Annotated in this window: 20 protein-coding genes; 8 read left to right on the top strand and 12 right to left on the bottom strand. The window is 43.3% G+C overall.

Annotation, left to right across the window (positions count from 1 at the left end; translation table 11 throughout):
- Positions 1-81 precede the first annotated feature (81 nt).
- Both AC787_RS01850 and AC787_RS01845 read left to right on the top strand, forming a co-directional pair.
- Positions 82-2835, top strand: coding sequence for a response regulator (locus AC787_RS01850; RefSeq protein WP_054023238.1), 2754 nt, complete (start codon positions 82-84; stop codon positions 2833-2835).
- Positions 2832-3698, top strand: coding sequence for a CheR family methyltransferase (locus AC787_RS01845; protein WP_414730928.1), 867 nt, complete (start codon positions 2832-2834; stop codon positions 3696-3698). Before AC787_RS01850 ends, AC787_RS01845 begins: the two co-directional genes overlap by 4 nt.
- Before the next feature lie 95 nt (positions 3699-3793).
- Here AC787_RS01845 and AC787_RS01840 read toward each other — a convergent pair whose 3' ends face one another.
- The 11 genes from AC787_RS01840 to AC787_RS33025 form a co-directional block, all read right to left on the bottom strand.
- Positions 3794-4045: a hypothetical protein gene (locus AC787_RS01840; protein ID WP_054023236.1), complete on the bottom strand. Its 252-nt coding sequence runs from the start codon at positions 4043-4045 to the stop codon at positions 3794-3796.
- A gap of 21 nt (positions 4046-4066) precedes the next feature.
- The gene (locus tag AC787_RS01835) at positions 4067-5344 is read right to left on the bottom strand and encodes a hypothetical protein (RefSeq protein ID WP_152970563.1); all 1278 of its coding nucleotides are present in this window, start codon (positions 5342-5344) and stop codon (positions 4067-4069) included.
- Between the two features lie 11 nt (positions 5345-5355).
- Positions 5356-6198 carry a hypothetical protein gene (locus AC787_RS01830; protein ID WP_054023234.1) on the bottom strand — a complete coding sequence of 281 codons (843 nt, stop codon included), beginning with the start codon at positions 6196-6198 and terminating at the stop codon, positions 5356-5358.
- Positions 6195-6884 (bottom strand): ABC transporter ATP-binding protein, encoded by a 690-nt coding sequence (locus AC787_RS01825; protein WP_054023233.1) that lies wholly within the window; start codon positions 6882-6884, stop codon positions 6195-6197. Before AC787_RS01825 ends, AC787_RS01830 begins: the two co-directional genes overlap by 4 nt.
- A complete protein-coding gene (locus tag AC787_RS01820) occupies positions 6877-7278 on the bottom strand; it encodes a GntR family transcriptional regulator (protein ID WP_054023232.1) in 402 nt (133 codons plus the stop codon). Before AC787_RS01820 ends, AC787_RS01825 begins: the two co-directional genes overlap by 8 nt.
- A gap of 171 nt (positions 7279-7449) precedes the next feature.
- Entirely contained in the window at positions 7450-7887 is a 438-nt protein-coding gene (locus tag AC787_RS01815; RefSeq protein WP_054023231.1) for an ATP-binding protein, read from the bottom strand.
- On the bottom strand, positions 7884-8216 hold the full coding sequence (locus AC787_RS01810) for an STAS domain-containing protein (RefSeq protein WP_152970562.1): 333 nt from the start codon (positions 8214-8216) through the stop codon (positions 7884-7886). Before AC787_RS01810 ends, AC787_RS01815 begins: the two co-directional genes overlap by 4 nt.
- Before the next feature lie 77 nt (positions 8217-8293).
- Positions 8294-8908 (bottom strand): hypothetical protein, encoded by a 615-nt coding sequence (locus tag AC787_RS01805; RefSeq protein ID WP_054023230.1) that lies wholly within the window; start codon positions 8906-8908, stop codon positions 8294-8296.
- 137 nt (positions 8909-9045) lie between these two features.
- Complete coding sequence (locus AC787_RS01800) at positions 9046-10182, bottom strand: SpoIIE family protein phosphatase (protein ID WP_054023229.1); 1137 nt, start codon at positions 10180-10182, stop codon at positions 9046-9048.
- 205 nt (positions 10183-10387) lie between these two features.
- Positions 10388-10783 carry a general stress protein gene (locus tag AC787_RS01795; protein ID WP_054023228.1) on the bottom strand — a complete coding sequence of 132 codons (396 nt, stop codon included), beginning with the start codon at positions 10781-10783 and terminating at the stop codon, positions 10388-10390.
- Between the two features lie 57 nt (positions 10784-10840).
- A complete protein-coding gene (locus AC787_RS33025; RefSeq protein ID WP_065385664.1) occupies positions 10841-11005 on the bottom strand; it encodes a DUF1328 domain-containing protein in 165 nt (54 codons plus the stop codon).
- A 231-nt stretch (positions 11006-11236) separates the two neighbouring features.
- Between AC787_RS33025 and AC787_RS01790 the strand changes: the two genes are divergently transcribed.
- From AC787_RS01790 to AC787_RS01775, 5 genes are all read left to right on the top strand, one after another.
- A complete protein-coding gene (locus AC787_RS01790) occupies positions 11237-12118 on the top strand; it encodes an alpha/beta fold hydrolase (RefSeq protein WP_054023227.1) in 882 nt (293 codons plus the stop codon).
- A gap of 111 nt (positions 12119-12229) precedes the next feature.
- Positions 12230-12388 (top strand): hypothetical protein, encoded by a 159-nt coding sequence (locus AC787_RS34015; RefSeq protein WP_161807505.1) that lies wholly within the window; start codon positions 12230-12232, stop codon positions 12386-12388.
- Between the two features lie 155 nt (positions 12389-12543).
- Positions 12544-13221, top strand: a complete 678-nt coding sequence (locus AC787_RS01785) for a GntR family transcriptional regulator (RefSeq protein WP_054026840.1) — start codon at positions 12544-12546, stop codon at positions 13219-13221.
- A 19-nt stretch (positions 13222-13240) separates the two neighbouring features.
- Positions 13241-14332, top strand: a complete 1092-nt coding sequence (uxuA, locus tag AC787_RS01780) for a mannonate dehydratase (RefSeq protein WP_054023226.1) — start codon at positions 13241-13243, stop codon at positions 14330-14332.
- Entirely contained in the window at positions 14329-15183 is an 855-nt protein-coding gene (locus AC787_RS01775) for an SDR family oxidoreductase (RefSeq protein WP_054023225.1), read from the top strand. The genes uxuA and AC787_RS01775 overlap by 4 nt, the downstream gene beginning before the upstream one ends.
- Positions 15184-15294: 111 nt before the next feature.
- Here AC787_RS01775 and AC787_RS01770 read toward each other — a convergent pair whose 3' ends face one another.
- Positions 15295-15582 carry a 4a-hydroxytetrahydrobiopterin dehydratase gene (locus tag AC787_RS01770; protein WP_054023224.1) on the bottom strand — a complete coding sequence of 96 codons (288 nt, stop codon included), beginning with the start codon at positions 15580-15582 and terminating at the stop codon, positions 15295-15297.
- Positions 15583-15701: 119 nt separating this feature from the next.
- On the opposite strand from AC787_RS01770, the gene AC787_RS01765 reads away from it, so the two are divergent.
- Positions 15702-16187: a YfbM family protein gene (locus AC787_RS01765; RefSeq protein WP_054023223.1), complete on the top strand. Its 486-nt coding sequence runs from the start codon at positions 15702-15704 to the stop codon at positions 16185-16187.
- The last annotated feature ends 76 nt before the right edge of the window (positions 16188-16263 follow it).

Genomic DNA, 16263 nt, shown 5'->3' with positions numbered 1-16263 from the left:
CAAATATTCCATAACTTCTTTCATGCTATAATAAAGAGTGCCAATTCATTGCAATCTGTAATATAAAGGAGTTTATTACACTTGGATAAATTACGATTCAAAATCCGATCAAAGATTTTACTAGGATATTTTCTTATCATATGCTGCTTAGGCGTTTCTATCGTGATCGTTAGCGAGAGGATATCGTCCCTGCAATCAGAAATAGAGACGATAGCAAGCCGAGACATCGAAGTGCATAATTTGATTAGCAGTATCCGCTATAATGTCATAAACATGGAGACCAGCCAGCGTGGTTATGTAATAACGGGCAATGAAATCTATTTAGAGCCTTATATCCGCGGCAAAGCAGAATGGGAAGCCAACTATAACGCGCTTTATCAATATTTATCCGACGATCCGACTACAATCAAAAATTTAGAAGAAATAAAGCTTACGATTCAAAGATGGATATCTACCGCTGGCGAGCCAACCATAGAAATGCGCAAAATTAACAATACCCAAGCCATTATCGACTATTTTAATGAAGACTTAGGAAAAAAAGATGTTGATTCTCTTCGGATACAATTGGAGAGTCTGCGCCAAAGTGAAATTACTGCAACCAAGAATCATATTTTGAAATTGGAAAATCGAAATGACATGCTGATAATCAGCTTGTATCTCATGCTGATTATCGTATCCATATTCGCCCTCATCATCGTTTCATTGGTATCAGGCGCAATAATCAAAACGATCAAGCAGGTCGTAAAAACGATAAACGATATCGCATCCGCGGGAGGGGATTTAACAACCCGAATTAAAGTGAACACGCGGGATGAAATCAAAGACCTTGCTGAGGCTACGAATGCTTTGCTTGACAATCTAAACGACCAAGATTGGATTAAAACAAAGGTTGCCGAGGTGGCGACTATGAATCAAGGCATTAATGATACAACAACATTAGCGGAATCATTTCTCACGAAGCTCGCTCCGATTCTGGATGCAGCATATGGCCTATTTTATATTCGCCAAGGTGCCGGCGAGCAGCAGCGGCTTATTAAACTGGCTTCCTATGCAGCGTATGGGGATGAAACAGGCCACGACAGCTTCCGATTAGGTGAAGGCCTTATCGGTCAAGCAGCGGTGGAGAAACGTACGTTTCTATTGAATTCGGCTCCAGAGCACCCGATTAGCTTAACCTCGGGTCTTGGGAAGGTACAGCCCAGGAGCATCCTGATCGTTCCTTTCGAGTATGAAGGCAAAGTAGTAGCTGTCGTTGAATTTGCTTCAGTCGATTCGTTCACTTCTCAGCACTTAAAGCTGCTTGAGCAAATCGATAATCACTTGGGAGTTGCGATTAATAGTGTTGTCGGCCGGATGGAAATTGAGAGGCTGCTTAGCGAATCCCAAGTGATGACGGAGGAGCTGCAGACGCAAACCGAGGAACTGCAAACACAATCGGAAGAACTTCAGATGCAGCAAGAAGAGATGCGAATGACTACCGAGCATCTCGAGGAACAGAATCTATTTGCCGAACAGAAAACGAAGGAATTGGAGAAAGCAAAAGAGGAGCTCGAAGCTTATTCGGAGAAGCTTAAGAAAAGCTCACAGTACAAATCCAATTTCTTAGCCAATATGTCGCATGAGCTTCGTACTCCACTAAACAGCATCTTAATTCTCTCGCAAATGCTTGCAGAAAATGAGAACCAAACGCTTAATTCCGACGAAGAAGGTTTTGCTAAAGTCATTAACACTTCCGGTAATGATCTATTAACATTAATCGATGACATTCTTGATTTGTCCAAGGTGGAAGCTGGAAAGATCATCCTGACGATGGATGAAGTAAACATTAGTGAAATTCCGGATCATATGCAGCTGCTATTCCAACCTGTCGCCGAGCAGAAGGAACTAGCTTTCCACATTAACGTTGCTGCTGACGTCCCTCCATTGCTTTACACGGATGGACAGAGGCTCCAGCAAATTTTAAAAAATCTATTATCCAATGCTTTTAAATTTACCGAAAAAGGATCTGTCACTCTCGACATCCAAAAAGCTGATTTGAATGATACAAAAAAATATATTCCTGCACATATAGATAAAGATGTTTTGGCCATATCTGTAACAGATACCGGCATAGGCATTCCGCACGATAAGCAGCAGCTCATATTTGAAGCCTTCCAACAGGTGGATGGTGAAACGAATCGTCAATATGGCGGTACAGGATTAGGATTATCCATTTGCAATGAATTTACAAAACTTCTGAATGGACGTATCGTCCTTGACAGCTCACCAAGGAAAGGGAGTACATTTACACTCTTCGTTCCGAGTCTTCCCGATATGGAGAAGGAGCAGCTTGTATCTTTTGACTTTGACCAAGAGGTGGCAGCAGCTGCAGAGCCTTTGGACATTGTTTCAGCACCTGATATTACCGAGCATACGGTAACCGACTTAACGGAAGATGAATGCACTCTTTTTAAAGGGAAAAAGGTTCTGCTCGTCGAGGATGATTCCCGAAATGTATTCGCGCTCGTCAAAGCGCTTGAGAACAAAGCTTTTAACGTGACCGTAGCGAGTAACGGCAGACAATGCTTGGATATTATAAGGGAAAAATCCGACTTCGATCTTGTGCTCATGGATATTATGATGCCGATTATGGATGGATTTGAAACGATGCAAGCCTTACGCCAGGAAACAGATATGAAGGATACGCCAATTATTGCGCTTACGGCTAAAGCGATGAAAAGCGACCGTGACAAATGCTTGGAGGCGGGCGCTTCTGACTACATTAGCAAGCCTCTAAATATGGATCAGCTCTTCTCGCTGATGCGGGTATGGTTGACGAAGCAGGTGGGCAATTGACGAATCAAGAAAATGAGGAAACTATAGATTACACTGAATTATCACACGATGATCTGGAAAATATAGAAATTGATTTGTTATTAGACGGCATTTACAGAGTCCATGGCTACGATTTCCGTCATTACTTGCGGTCATCGATTCGTAGACGCATTACGCATCGGATGAATCTTGAGGGTTTGCCGACGATCACCTCTCTACTTGAGAAGGTGCTGCATGAGCCTGGTTTTATCGATATATTGCTCAATGATTTCTCTATCAGAGTAACCGAAATGTTCCGTGATCCAAACTTTTTTGCTGCATTCCGCAAGGATGTTGTTCCGTTGCTTAAGAACCTCCCTGAAATACGAGTTTGGCATGCGGGATGTGCAACGGGAGAAGAGGTCTACTCCATGGCTATCTTGCTTCAAGAGGAGGGCCTGCTGGATAAGGCTAAGATTTATGCGACGGATATGAATGAGCATGTGATCGAAAGCGCAAAACAAGGGAAATTTCCGCTCAAACGGATGCAAGGTTTTACCAAAAACTATTTGCAGGCTGGCGGCACCAAAGAATTTTCCTCTTACTATACGACCGATTATGAGCATGCCTTATTCCATCCTTATATAAAAGAAAATCTAATGTTTGCCCAGCATAATTTGGCAACCGATCGTTCATTTAATGAGTTTCACGTTATCTTGTGTCGAAACGTTCTCATTTATTTCGACTCTGACCTGCAGAGCCGCGTTCATACTTTGTTTTTTGATAGCTTGGCTCTACAAGGTTTCTTAGCTTTAGGCAATATGGAATCGCTTATTACTGTGCATAAAAGCAAATATGAGGATTTTAATCAGTCGGAGCGAATTTTCCGCAAGGTGAACAATTAGCTTATGTGGTTTCATTGCACAACAAATCTAGAGCCAGATTCCTTTCATAAGGATTCTGGCTCTTTTCTTTACGTTTATGTGATTGTTTTGCATCTCTAAGCGGTTGGCAGAAGACGAGCAGCTACTTTGATCGATGCGCTGATCGTCAGCTTTTTGACAAGGCAGCGCAGCTCTTCTGTCGATCCCTTCATCAAAGGTTCCATCGAGCTAATTTCTAATAACGCCTCTTTTGCCGCCTCTTCTGCGAGACATTCATCTTGTAAAATATAGTGAGCAACCTGATAAGTGTATTGCTCAATCCCTCTTAATTGCTTCAGCTTTCTAGGGGATAGAATCGCTCTACTCATAACGTTTCCTCATCCATTTATTTAGTTATTTATGCTTTTGATAATGTTCATATTATTCAAGTGTAGATTTTCCTTCATTTCCTCCGGTGTTTCCTTGTCGTCGCCAACTTCAGCAACACGCCCTGTAAAGAGCAATTCCCCTGTTGAAAGATCCAGCACAGATGCTCCGGTAACTTCTGCTTGTTTGGTGAGAAGGTATACTCGATTTAATCTAATAAACGCAGCTTTGATCTCGTCTACATTCAACTGATCTACGGATATTTTTGCATAAGCTTGCTCAAATTTATTAGTCAATAAATGATACCGCGATAAAGTGACGTAGTCAGGTCCATTTTCCGCTAGATAATAATAATCGCCTTGCAGGCTTGTCCACGCTTCCTTGAAAAATAAATTAGTCAATTCAGTCATTAAGCCCGTACGGTATGAATAAGCAAAATACTTCTCGCTTAGCGTTTCTGGAACCTTATTCGCTTCTCTATCTTCTTTACTAATTTTCTCTTCCCGAACCGTAAAGAGTATCCTTTCGGAAGGAATGCTATACACCCCATCTGCATCTGACATGTGTCCAACTTGGATTTGAACGTCTTTTTTATCGCTAACGGTGTTAATGCCCAGTGACTCGATATTCGTATTACGCAGCAGCTTCCCGCTTTTCATATCGATGACAAATAGCTCGTACCTGCTGCTCTCGTAGTCGTAATCATATGCACTGACTAGCAAATGAATCTCTTCATCCACCCGCTGAACATCCATCAAATAAAAATGTTCATTTCTATTATCTACTATTTTTGTGAAAGTCGCAGTTTTCGGCAGCTCATAGGTCACTTCAAGTTTCGATACTTTGTCTGTAGACTCTTGGAGAAGCTGTAGCTGAAATACCGCATTGGCAGCTTCTGACCCTTTTTTTTCGGTTTTGACTTCTACGTAGATGATCCACTCCTCATCCCGATAAAAGCCATCAAGATTACGTTTACCCCGCATAAATGACTTATGATCGTTTATCATTTGCTGGATGTCAGAACGGCCGTAGAACCATGAGTCACCATAAAGCACATCTGTACGAATATTAGAATTCGAGTTTCCGTATTCGCTCCCATTTGTATTTATCTTCAAAGATTCGGAACGTCTTTCCAAATAATAAGGGCCTGATAATTCGATATCTGATCCTTCATTCGCATCACCTTGAATCGTTTCTAGCTTGTACTCAGGCAAATAGTCCAGCCTGCCATACGAATAATAAGTGCCTATTCCGCTTATTGCCAGCACAGCCATTAGGATGGATAAACAATAACGCCTCATGAACATTCTCCTTACACCGTAATCTTTTTGGCAATCAGCCGCATGCCAAGCCACACCGAGATGCAGACCACAAGAATGCACAGGGTTAGCCCAAGCGCAAATATTTCATAGGGATACAAATAACTGTAGTACTGATCTATATACAAAAATAAAAAGGGAGCTACCACAACGAACACGCATCCGGCCAAATAAAGCACGCCATACAAAATACCTAAACGACGATAGCTTCGCTCCAGCAAAATGGCAGTAAACACTGCTAATACAACAACCGCTCCAAAGCCGTATAAATAAACAAATTGTTCAAACTGCTGCGGAATAAGCCATATAAGTGCTTGATTGCTAATGATCGCTTCAACGATATGGGAATCTATCCGCTGATCAGTGGGAACGATGAGGTTGAATACGATATGTTGAATTGGGAGCAATAGTAATTGAAACGAAATAAACGCAAGGACGAACAAGAGAAATGCCGATATTTTCGCTAAATAAAGATTCCTTCTAGCCGTTGGCAGCATAAGCAATCGATAAACAAAAGTAGATCGTCCAAACCAATCACGGTACCATATAATAAAAACATACAAGGTAAGTACACCTATACAAAGGAACATCGGCAAAATATAACCCATCTGCGAGCTGAAAATAGCCCATTCAAACGATAAATATTGAGGAGAAAAACCACCCAGGAGACTCTTGTCTACGGTCTCTAACAACAGCTTTTCTCGAAACGATAATTCTTTTGTAGTCGCCCAAATGAGCGAAGCAAATTGGGTAATCGCAACAATCGCCATTAGAGTAGCCAGCACCCACCGAAAACGATGTACCTCCATATGGACAAGCTTCAAGTAACGGTTCATCCCCGGTACACCTCTCTCATGACATCAATAACTGATTTGCCCTGCTCACTGCGCATTTCCTCACAATAAAATGCCTTGCTTATTTTGCCGTTTTGCAGCAGCACAGCTTTATCGATGAGCTGCTCCATTTCTCCTATTTCATGCGTTGTGAGCAGTACACCTCGGCCCTCGATTAAATCACTTGTAAAGACATCCATAATCGATTCTCTACTGAATAAGTCTATTCCGGAAAATGGTTCGTCCATTAAAATATAGTCCGCATCCTGTCCAAGACCTAGCATAAGACTAAATTTGGCGGCTGTCCCCTTCGACAGATTGCCGATTTTATCCGAATGGTTAAGATTAAAAAACTGCATAAGCTCACTAGCTCGCTTCGGATTCCAACTATCATAGAAATCCTCCATAAAACGGATCGCCTCGGAAAGCTTCATGCTCAAAGGCATCGTCAAATGATCCGGGACAAAAACGATTTTCTCATATAAGCTTGGGGCTAAACTTAGTCCGTCAATGAGAATAGAGCCTGCGGAGATAGGTGTCAGCCCCATGATCGCCTTCAGAATGGTTGACTTCCCTGCTCCGTTCACACCGATAAGGCAAGTGATTTCACCCTTTTCCGCAGTAAAAGATACTCCGCTCAGCACATCACGGCGCCGATATCGCTTATGTATATCTTTTACTTCAATCATGCTCTGACGCTCCTTCCTCATATTTGCTCTTGACCAGCTGGAGCAGCTCATCGATCGGCACATCGATTTTGCGTACGGAAGCTACAAATGCGCCTACCGCCTCCCCAATCAATTCCGATCTTATTTGGCTTAGCAGCTCCGCATCGTTCGTAATCCTGCTAGGTGAATTTCCTTCCGTAATAATCAATTGCTGTTCCTCCATTTCCTTGTATGCTTTCTGAACCGTATTTGGATTAATTTTCATTAGCGTGCCAAGCTCCCTTCTGGAGGGAGTTTCCTGACCGGCGGCAAGTCTGCCTGTTGCGATTCGTTCTTTAAAATGGCGGACGACCTGCAAATAAACAGGGTCCCTACTATTGAATGTAACTTCCGTCCAGCCTTCGATGGTGTTCATAGCAATACCTCACATTCATAGCAAATGTGTATTAAGCAGTTAATACACTTTATAAGCGTATTATGCACATAATACACTTGGGAGTCAATGGAAAAATATCATTTAACAAAAAGAAGAGGAAATGACGTGGTGCGTCATTTCCTCTTCTTCAATCATTCAGCTGCAATCGTACTAATTCTCTGCTGATACATTCAAATATTTGGTTAGTACTACCTCAGTCCCATTCTCTAATGAATGGACCACAACCTCATCCATCAGCGCCTGCATCAAGTAGATGCCTAGTCCGCCCACCCGAAGTCCGCTTACGTCCGCATCAGGGAGAGGTGCTGCCTTATCAAATGCATCTTGCCCATGGAAGGCTAATCCACTGTTCTTTACCTTTATAGTAAGCCCTGTATCACTTGGTTCAAAGCAAATGTCGATACCATCTTGATCGGCGCCTTGAGCACCATGAATAACTGCGTTATTGCAGGCCTCAGAAACGGCTACCTTCATATCTTCCATTTCTTCGTAAGCATAGCTCATCTTCGAGGCAATTCCGAATAGACAGATTCTGACCAGATCGATATAGTCCGCATGGGCCGGTATTTGTAAGCGTATGGCATTCATGCTTGGGCCTCTGTCCCTTCTATTAAATATCTGGATATCCCTGTGATGTCGAACAGGCGTTTAACTGCGGAAGGAATATCCCGCACGTAAAACGGCGCTTTTAACTCATCACGAAGTTTTAGCACCGAAACGATAATGCCGATTCCGGTACTGTCGATATATTTTAAATGTTTAAGGTTTAGAATCAATGCTTTATCCTCACGGTTCATAACCGGTTCTAAAGCTGTGCGCAGCTGCGGCACTACAGATAAATCCAGCTCACCGCTTACATGAAGAATAATTTGGTTTTGTATCTCTTCTTGCCTGATTTCAAATTGCTCAGCTTTCATACCATTCACTCCGCTCACTTTTGTTTAATAAATAGTATCAAGATCCTTCTCCTTGTACAAGCTGTACAAGTGAATTGTTACATAGAGAAGCTGTGGAAGTAATGAATGGACGTTAGCTTCTGAGTATCCGCATCAATAAAAAGCTTTAACAAGGCTTCATCTCGCTCGAATACGATACCGTCCTCCGTCATATAATCAGGTTTTCCTAACGCATTCTTTACAGCATCTACTGTGGCTGCAACTTCAATTCCATCCATCAGAAGCGTTTTGGAGTCCTCCGCCATTTCAACGGATTGTATGAACTCACCGCTAAAGATGACATTCATATTCGGGTATTCATAAGTGACCAGTTCAGTTAAATCAGGGTCTGCCGTTATGTTTTTTGGCTTGCCCAGTTTTTTTACGACACTGCTTGGATCATCATAAAGTGAGATACCGTTAACCGTTTGAAGCTTAAAGCCTGGCTTTTTCGACTCTTTGACTTGTGCTGCTTCTGTTGCATAGGTAACTTCCGTTACAGTTGAAGGAGATCCCGAAGCGATTACAATGTCATGGGTAGCTTCCTTAGCCTCTACCGCCTTCGCTGAGCTTGAATTAGTCACTGGTGAATACGTCGCGGTGACAGGTCCAATCTCTCCCGTATAGGCGAATATGCCTCCGATTAAGCAACCAATAATAATAAAAGTCTTCATTATGATCTCCCTCCTATGCGGGATTGTTGGGTTTCCTTTTGCTTATATATACCTATAAACCGTTCGCAGTTCTTTGAAACAGGTCGTCATCATTTATTTTATAAAATAATGATAATTGCAAAAATATTTCAGAAAGGTTATTTCGATTCAATCATGACTAAGCAAATATCGTCCTTCTGGCTGACACTGGCATGCTCCGAAATAAACTCACTGACCATTTCCGCATGCTCACTTGCATCTTTTTTGATTAGCTGTTCAACAAGCAAATTGAGCTTAGTCTCCTCGTTATCTCCGATGGACTCACTTAACCCATCCGTATAGAGAACGATCTTCATATGATCATCGTAGGTAATACTGCCCTTTTGGATGTCGATATTTTCAAAGAGCCCAATCGCACAGCAGCCCTCAGTCAATAAGGTTGATTGGTCACCAATTAGCACTTTGCCAGGAGGATGTCCGGCATTTACATATTCAATGACCCGTTTATCCGTATCCAGCACTAAATAAATAGCGGTAAAATAATAATTAAGCAGCTCTTCCTTCTTATACAGCTGGCTCATATACCGATTCAGCTCTCGCATAACAAGACTCGGATCGGTAATACGTGTAATCGTATCCTTAAGAACCGAAGATATGTACATGCAAACCAGAGACGAAGAAATGCCATGTCCCATCATATCCAGCAAAATAACGCCGTATCGATGATCGTCAATCCGGTACCAAGCGTAGAAATCACCCGCAAGCTCCGAAGAAGGCTGATATACAGCGCTTATCGCTATATGATCATCATTTATAGGCTGGCTTAATACATTCCTTTGTACCTTCTTGGCAAGCTCCAGCTTTGCTTTGATCTGCCTGTCTCTTTCTTTATGCCAATCGATTTCTTGCTTCAACCTTAAAGCTGAGCGAATCCTTGCGAGCAGCTCCATCTTGTTGATCGGCTTCATCACATAATCACTGGCACCGGCATCGAGTGCTTCCGCCATTTTGCTAGAATCCCCGAGCGCAGTAACAAATATAATCGGAACATCCTTGTAGCGCTCCACCTGCAAAATTCGTTTGCATGCTTCCAAGCCATCAATTTCCGGCATCATCATATCCATCAAAATCAAATCTACGTTTGATTCGGTTGAAAACGTACAATCAATGTCCAGCATAGTGTAAAGCTCCATTGCAGAGGACGCGATTTTCAAATCCCTATAGCCTTCTTTATTTAAAATAGCTTTAATAATAATCTGATTAGTAGCATTATCATCCACAATTATAATACTCATATGCAGGCTCCTTTAGCTCCAATAACTACTACTTATATTCTGAGCGTAAGCGGTAGTAGAGTCAAATATTTATAAGTAAAATTACCTATGCACTATGCTGCCTTATAAGCTTACTTATAAAATTGAAACTTAACTTTTTAATAAAAGGCCTACCCTCGCGGATAGGCCTTTGCTTGCTTCTTGGTAGAAGTGGAGGCGGAAATTATCACATATAGTGAGGGTAGTAGTATACGGCAGGATCAAATTCATCACCCGAATACTCTTTGCCTCCCCATGCGATGACCAAGATTTTATCCTGATCCATCTCGCGCTCAAGACGCTGTGATTCTTGCTCCGAAATACCAAGTGATCTCATCTTAGCCCGCAGCTCATCTCCGTTCGAGCGGAAAATGTTAGCGATAGCCGATCCTAGGCCTTCCTCGGCAATACCGATTTTCTCTGCATCCGTATTGTCGACAATACGGTTTGTCCGGTCCTTATCATGCGTCAGTACGAAAATTTTGTCCTTCGCATAACCATCCGTTTGAAATTTATAAACCTGCTCTTGAACCTCGACAGCGTTGTTAACCGTGTGTACCTTCGTATTGGATAGTTGATTCATTATAAATTCCTCCTCTGATTTGATTGGATTAGTGTTTTTCTACCTCGCTAAACGAAGTTAACTGACTCGTCTTCTACCAACTATGAGAGATACAATAAAGAGAACAACGAATACGACGAATAATATTTTTGCTATCCCGGCTAATGCGGAGGCAATCCCTAGAAATCCGAAAATGCCTGCGACAATGGCAAAGATGAAAAATAATAATGCCCATCCTAACATCGGAATCATCCTTCCTTTGAAGCTGTTTTGTTATTTGGTTAATTTGTTAACTTGTCATATTATTAACCAGCCTCGTGCCCTTTGAAACAATCGATTAGCAGAATTTATTATCAAAATAAGGCTATTAATGAAGAAACAAATAACCTTGTTTTCTGATGTTTCAGAAGCTCTAGAATAGGTTAAGAGACTACACCAAAACAAATCGATAATAGAAAAGGCTGGTGATGATCGATGGAAAAGCAGCGTATTCACGTTAATGGCATCGATTTAGTCTATGAAGAATGTGGTAGTAGTAAAGGAAGCGTCATTGTATTGCTCCACGGCTTTTGCGGCTCATCTCAATACTGGCAAAAAATCTGTCCGGTTCTAGGTGATCAATATCGCGTCATCATCCCTGATCTCCGTGGTCACGGCGGTTCATCAGCTCCAGAAGGTCCGTATTCGATGGAGAGTATGGCCGAGGATATCGCAGCTCTCTTGGAAGCACTTCATATCGAGAAGGTCGTCATGTTCGGCCATTCCTTGGGCGGCTACGTAACGGCAGCGTTTGCGGAGAAATACCCGGACAAGCTCGCAGGTTTTGCACTTATCCATTCCACTGTGCTTCCCGACTCAGAGGTTACGAAGGAGAAAAGAACGGCTGATATTGAAGCGATTCGTGAAAAAGGAATATCAAAATATTTGTATAGTATCATCCCTAATTTGTTTACCGATGAGAAAGTTGGAGAAATGCGGGATGAGGTCAATCAACTTATCGGTGTCGGTCAAGAGATGGAGGCTCACGCAGCAATCGCTACATTAGAGGGCATGAAGATGCGTCCTGACCGAAGCCAAGTGCTGGCTGATGCCAAATACCCTATTTTGCTAGTAGCAGGCTCAGAAGACGGCGTTATTAAACCTAATGAGACCTTTACGGTTACAAGTCTGGAACAACCAGAAACGACGTTCAAATATCCTCATATTTTAGAAACCACCTTCGAGGATGTCGGTCATATGAGTCTTATGGAGGTATCCGATCAGCTTGCGAGGGTCATGTCTTTGTATTTGAAAACGCTATTAGAGCGTGAGCAAACGAGAACTGAAGGGAAAACGGAAAGAGCAGTCGGTAAGTAAACCATCTTTTTTCACAGGAAGCTGTTTCATTTCTAGTTCAACGGGGTAAATAAGAATAAGCAGGTAACCCCCTATCTATCTGCTATAAAATAACTGGAGGTGCTAGTTACTATGAGTAGTACGAATACTTCTTATCGCACGGGAGAAATTGTTAAGCATGATGGGAACTACATTTCAGAGTCAGGCAAGAAAGATAAGCTCCAAAAGGGAGAAAAATTCCCTGCTTGTCCTGTTAGCCGTAATGAAACAACTTGGAGTAATGCCGATTAGCGCAAAATAAACATTTGGATTCAAAAAGAAGGGCTGTCTCAGAAGTAGATTAACTACTTTTGGGGCAGCCCTTTTGGCGTTTTATTAAGTTCATGCTATCGCATGCTTTTACTTGTATGGTAGTATGGTAGTATGAAAGAGAAAGGAATATGCCTATGGATTTCCATGTACGTCCACAGCCCCTTTCCACAAGGGACTCTGTTTATATGCAGCTAAGAGAGCAGATTTTGAAGCTGGAACTGCCGCCTGGAACTGCTCTATCGGAGAACGAGACCTCACTGTTGTTCAAGGTCAGCCGTACACCCGTGAGGGAAAGCTTCCTCAGACTCGCACAAGAGGGCCTTGTTCAAGTGCTTCCGCAGCGGGGAACTCTCGTTTCATTAATTGATACTGTACTCGTAGAGGAAGCAAGATTTATGCGGGAGCATCTGGAGAGGGCAGTCATTCGGTTAGCATGTGTCCAGTTTCCCAAACCATTCCTTCTTGAGCTGCAAAATAACCTGCGTCTTCAACAGGAATGCGTTCACAACAAAGATAACCAAAGTATGTTTGCGCTTGATGAGGCTTTTCATCGTATTCTATTTGTTGGCTGCAGTAAGAGCAACACCTGGTCGAATATGCAGCAAATGAATGGGCATCTAAATCGAAGCCGTATGCTGCGGCTGGTTGATGACCACCACTGGGAAAATCTTTATGAGCAGCATCGCTTAATGGCTGAAGCTGTCGAAACACAAGATGCTGAAACCGCAGATCGGCTCATGACTGAGCATCTTACTCAGAACATATCCGATCAGGCTCTACTTAAGGAAAAGTATCCCCATTACTATAAATGAAACGGGAGGTTTATGACGGATGAAAATGACATTTAGGTGGTTTGGCGAGGGCAATGATACGGTTCCCCTTAGTTATATCAAGCAAATTCCCGGTACAGACGGGATCGTCTGGTCGCTTCATGATATTGCGGCAGGAGAAGAATGGCCGCTAGAGCGTATCTTGGAGGTAAAGCAGCAAGCGGAGCAAGCCGGTTTGCATATCGATGTCGTTGAAAGCGTTAACGTACACGAGGATATTAAGCTTGGTTTGCCGTCTCGTGATTTATACATCGATAATTATAAGAAAACAATTGAGAAGTTAGGAAGCGTAGGCGTTAAAGTCATTTGCTACAACTTTATGCCGATCTTCGACTGGCTGCGAACCGACTTGCACAAGCCAATGGGCAACGGAGCAACAGCTTTATTTTATGAGAATAGCCGAATTGCTGATGCCGATCCATTCCAGTTTGTTGAAGAGATCAATGCGAACTCTGCGCTCACGATGCCCGGCTGGGAACCTGAGCGGCTGCAGCATTTGACGAAGCTGTTTGAGGCTTATCAAGGCGTAACAGAAGAACATCTATGGGAAAATCTGCGATACTTCTTAAATGAAATTATTCCTGTCGCAGCACGGAGCGGAATTCGAATGGCTATTCATCCGGATGATCCGCCAAGGTCTGTATTCGGCTTGCCGCGTATCATGACAGGTCAGGAAAATTTCAGAACCTTTCTAAAGCTGTATGATAGTCCCTTTAACGGTATCACCCTGTGCAGCGGCTCACTAGGCGCGAATCCAAGTAATGATATCATTTCAATGATTCATGAGTTTGCGGATCGTATTCCCTTTGCCCATATCCGTAACGTTCGCGTGTATGAGAATGGCGACTTTATCGAAACGTCCCACCGCACACAAGATGGAACAGTCGATATCGCTGGAATTGTGAAAGCTTATCACGAGATTGGCTTCACAGGTTATGCAAGACCCGATCATGGGCGTCACATTTTTGATGAGCAGTGCAGACCGGGATATGGCCTATACGATCGCGCTCTAGGCATTATGTATTTATGGGGACTTTGGGATGCCTATCAGCTTTCAGCCGCTTCGACTGTAGATTTGGAGGGGAATTCATGACACAGCTGCCTAAGCATGAGTCGTTTGAAGGTAAGGTCGTCGTCATAACTGGAGGCGCCGGTGTGCTATGCCGGGTCATGGCGCTTGAGCTTGCACGGCAAGGAGCCAAAATTGCCATTCTCAATCGCACGGCTGAGAAAGGGACTGCCGTAGCTGAGGAAATTAAGGCTGCTGGCGGGATCGCCATGGCTGCTGCTTGTGACGTGACTAGCGCTGAGAGCACTAAAGCAGCAGCCGCTGCCGTACTAGAGAAGCTCGGTCCTTGCGATATATTAATTAATGGTGCGGGCGGCAATCATCCAAGCGCGAATACCACAAACGAAACCTTTAAGCCGGAGCATCTAAACGTGGAAAACATAACGACGCTGTTTAATTTGAGCACTGAAGGATTCCGCAGCGTTATGGATCTCAACTTCATCGGTACGCTTATCCCAACACAAATATTTACAGAGCAAATGCTAGGCCGTCAGGGCGCAGCGATCATAAATATTTCCTCCATGAGCGCTCCATCACCTATGACGAAGGTACCTGCCTATAGTGCAGCCAAAGCAGCCATCGTCAACTTCACCCAGTGGCTGGCCGTTCACCTTGCTGAATCGGGCATTCGCGTTAACGCTATCGCTCCCGGGTTCTTCCTGACTGAGCAGAACAGAAAGCTTCTAATGAACGATGATGGTACATTAACCGAGCGTTCTGGCAAAATCATCTCTCATACTCCCATGCGGCGTTTCGGCAAGCCTGAAGATTTATTAGGCACTTTATTATGGCTCGCCGACGAGACATCAGCCGGCTTTGTTACCGGAACGACGATACCCGTTGATGGCGGTTTCCTAGCGTATTCAGGCGTTTAGCTGTTTATAAAAAAACAAATGCAGGCTGCCTTATAGACTTATCGTCTTAGGCGGCCTGCTAGGCTTTTTCAATACATTTACCTGGAAATTTCAGCTCTAATCGAGGTATAGTTAAGTGCTGGCATAGGCACGGTCAAACGCTTCAGCTGCTGTAAAATCCAGCTCCGTAAGGCCGCCATCATGCCATGTCGTCATGCGGAGTGTTACCATTTTATAATCGATGGCGATGAATGGATGATGATTAAGCTGCTCAGATGCTTGCGCTACCTCATTTACGAAAGCGATAGCGCTCAGAAAAGTTTGAAATCGATATTTTTTGATCATCCATTTGCCATCCTCCCGCTTCCAACCCTCACATGCCGCCAAGCTTTTTTCGATTTCTGACTCCGTTAGCTTCATAAGTACCACTCCTTCGCTTCATTATGACGCCGCTCGTATATAGAGCCGATCCTATTTCATAATGTTATAATAAGGAAAAGGTTTGAACAAGCAAATGGATGAAGGCGAGGGCTCTAGTAATGGGAATGATCGGATATTTGCAGCAAGTACCAATGACTCAGCTTCAATTACTCATACATCGTATTGAAGAGCTGGACGGCGTTATTGTTCACGAGGTGTTTGAAACAGAAGCCTTGGACATTGATAAAGCTTGGCATGCCATTCATTTTATGCTTAATGGAAGCTCGTTCGCGGGTGATGAACCGCTTGTGCATACCATTCTCGGAGGAACGCCAATCGGCGCAGATGAGGGATACGGTCCGGCAAGATATTTGACGAATGCTCAGGTGAAAGCAGTGGCAGAAGAGCTCTCCAAGCAAGGCAGAGACGAATTGGCTAATCGTTTTGATCCAGCTGAGCTTAGTGAAGAGGATATTTACCCGTCCGGCACCGATTGGAATGGCGACGAGGATAAGGATTATGTTCTTAGTTACTACCAAGAGGTGGCTGCTTACTACATCGATGCGGCTAATAAAGATCATGGCATGATTTTATATATTATGTAAGGAAAATAGCCCCGTAGGTCATCGTAGACTTACGAGGCTATTTCTCTTATAGAACAACCAACATTAATGGGTACTT

The sequence above is a fragment of the Bacillus sp. FJAT-28004 genome, assembly GCF_001280845.1.
Taxonomy (GTDB): Bacteria; Bacillota; Bacilli; order Paenibacillales; family Paenibacillaceae; genus Pristimantibacillus.
This window is presented reverse-complemented; position numbering and strand designations above follow the sequence as displayed.

What these genes read in the sequence shown, in the direction of transcription:
- AC787_RS01810 (WP_152970562.1), bottom strand. Translation starts at nt 8,216, where the DNA reads ATGAAAGCTGAGCAATTTGAAATCAGGCAAGAAGAGATACAAAACCAA.
- AC787_RS01795 (WP_054023228.1), bottom strand. Translation starts at nt 10,783, where the DNA reads ATGAATCAACTATCCAATACGAAGGTACACACGGTTAACAACGCTGTC.
- AC787_RS01805 (WP_054023230.1), bottom strand. Translation starts at nt 8,908, where the DNA reads ATGAAGACTTTTATTATTATTGGTTGCTTAATCGGAGGCATATTCGCC.
- AC787_RS01815 (WP_054023231.1), bottom strand. Translation starts at nt 7,887, where the DNA reads ATGAATGCCATACGCTTACAAATACCGGCCCATGCGGACTATATCGAT.
- AC787_RS01785 (WP_054026840.1), top strand. Translation starts at nt 12,544, where the DNA reads ATGGATTTCCATGTACGTCCACAGCCCCTTTCCACAAGGGACTCTGTT.
- AC787_RS01830 (WP_054023234.1), bottom strand. Translation starts at nt 6,198, where the DNA reads ATGAACCGTTACTTGAAGCTTGTCCATATGGAGGTACATCGTTTTCGG.
- AC787_RS34015 (WP_161807505.1), top strand. Translation starts at nt 12,230, where the DNA reads ATGAGTAGTACGAATACTTCTTATCGCACGGGAGAAATTGTTAAGCAT.
- AC787_RS01820 (WP_054023232.1), bottom strand. Translation starts at nt 7,278, where the DNA reads ATGAACACCATCGAAGGCTGGACGGAAGTTACATTCAATAGTAGGGAC.
- AC787_RS01825 (WP_054023233.1), bottom strand. Translation starts at nt 6,884, where the DNA reads ATGATTGAAGTAAAAGATATACATAAGCGATATCGGCGCCGTGATGTG.
- uxuA (WP_054023226.1), top strand. Translation starts at nt 13,241, where the DNA reads ATGAAAATGACATTTAGGTGGTTTGGCGAGGGCAATGATACGGTTCCC.
- AC787_RS01770 (WP_054023224.1), bottom strand. Translation starts at nt 15,582, where the DNA reads ATGAAGCTAACGGAGTCAGAAATCGAAAAAAGCTTGGCGGCATGTGAG.
- AC787_RS01840 (WP_054023236.1), bottom strand. Translation starts at nt 4,045, where the DNA reads ATGAGTAGAGCGATTCTATCCCCTAGAAAGCTGAAGCAATTAAGAGGG.
- AC787_RS01775 (WP_054023225.1), top strand. Translation starts at nt 14,329, where the DNA reads ATGACACAGCTGCCTAAGCATGAGTCGTTTGAAGGTAAGGTCGTCGTC.
- AC787_RS01765 (WP_054023223.1), top strand. Translation starts at nt 15,702, where the DNA reads ATGGGAATGATCGGATATTTGCAGCAAGTACCAATGACTCAGCTTCAA.
- AC787_RS01790 (WP_054023227.1), top strand. Translation starts at nt 11,237, where the DNA reads ATGGAAAAGCAGCGTATTCACGTTAATGGCATCGATTTAGTCTATGAA.
- AC787_RS01800 (WP_054023229.1), bottom strand. Translation starts at nt 10,182, where the DNA reads ATGAGTATTATAATTGTGGATGATAATGCTACTAATCAGATTATTATT.
- AC787_RS33025 (WP_065385664.1), bottom strand. Translation starts at nt 11,005, where the DNA reads ATGTTAGGATGGGCATTATTATTTTTCATCTTTGCCATTGTCGCAGGC.
- AC787_RS01835 (WP_152970563.1), bottom strand. Translation starts at nt 5,344, where the DNA reads ATGAGGCGTTATTGTTTATCCATCCTAATGGCTGTGCTGGCAATAAGC.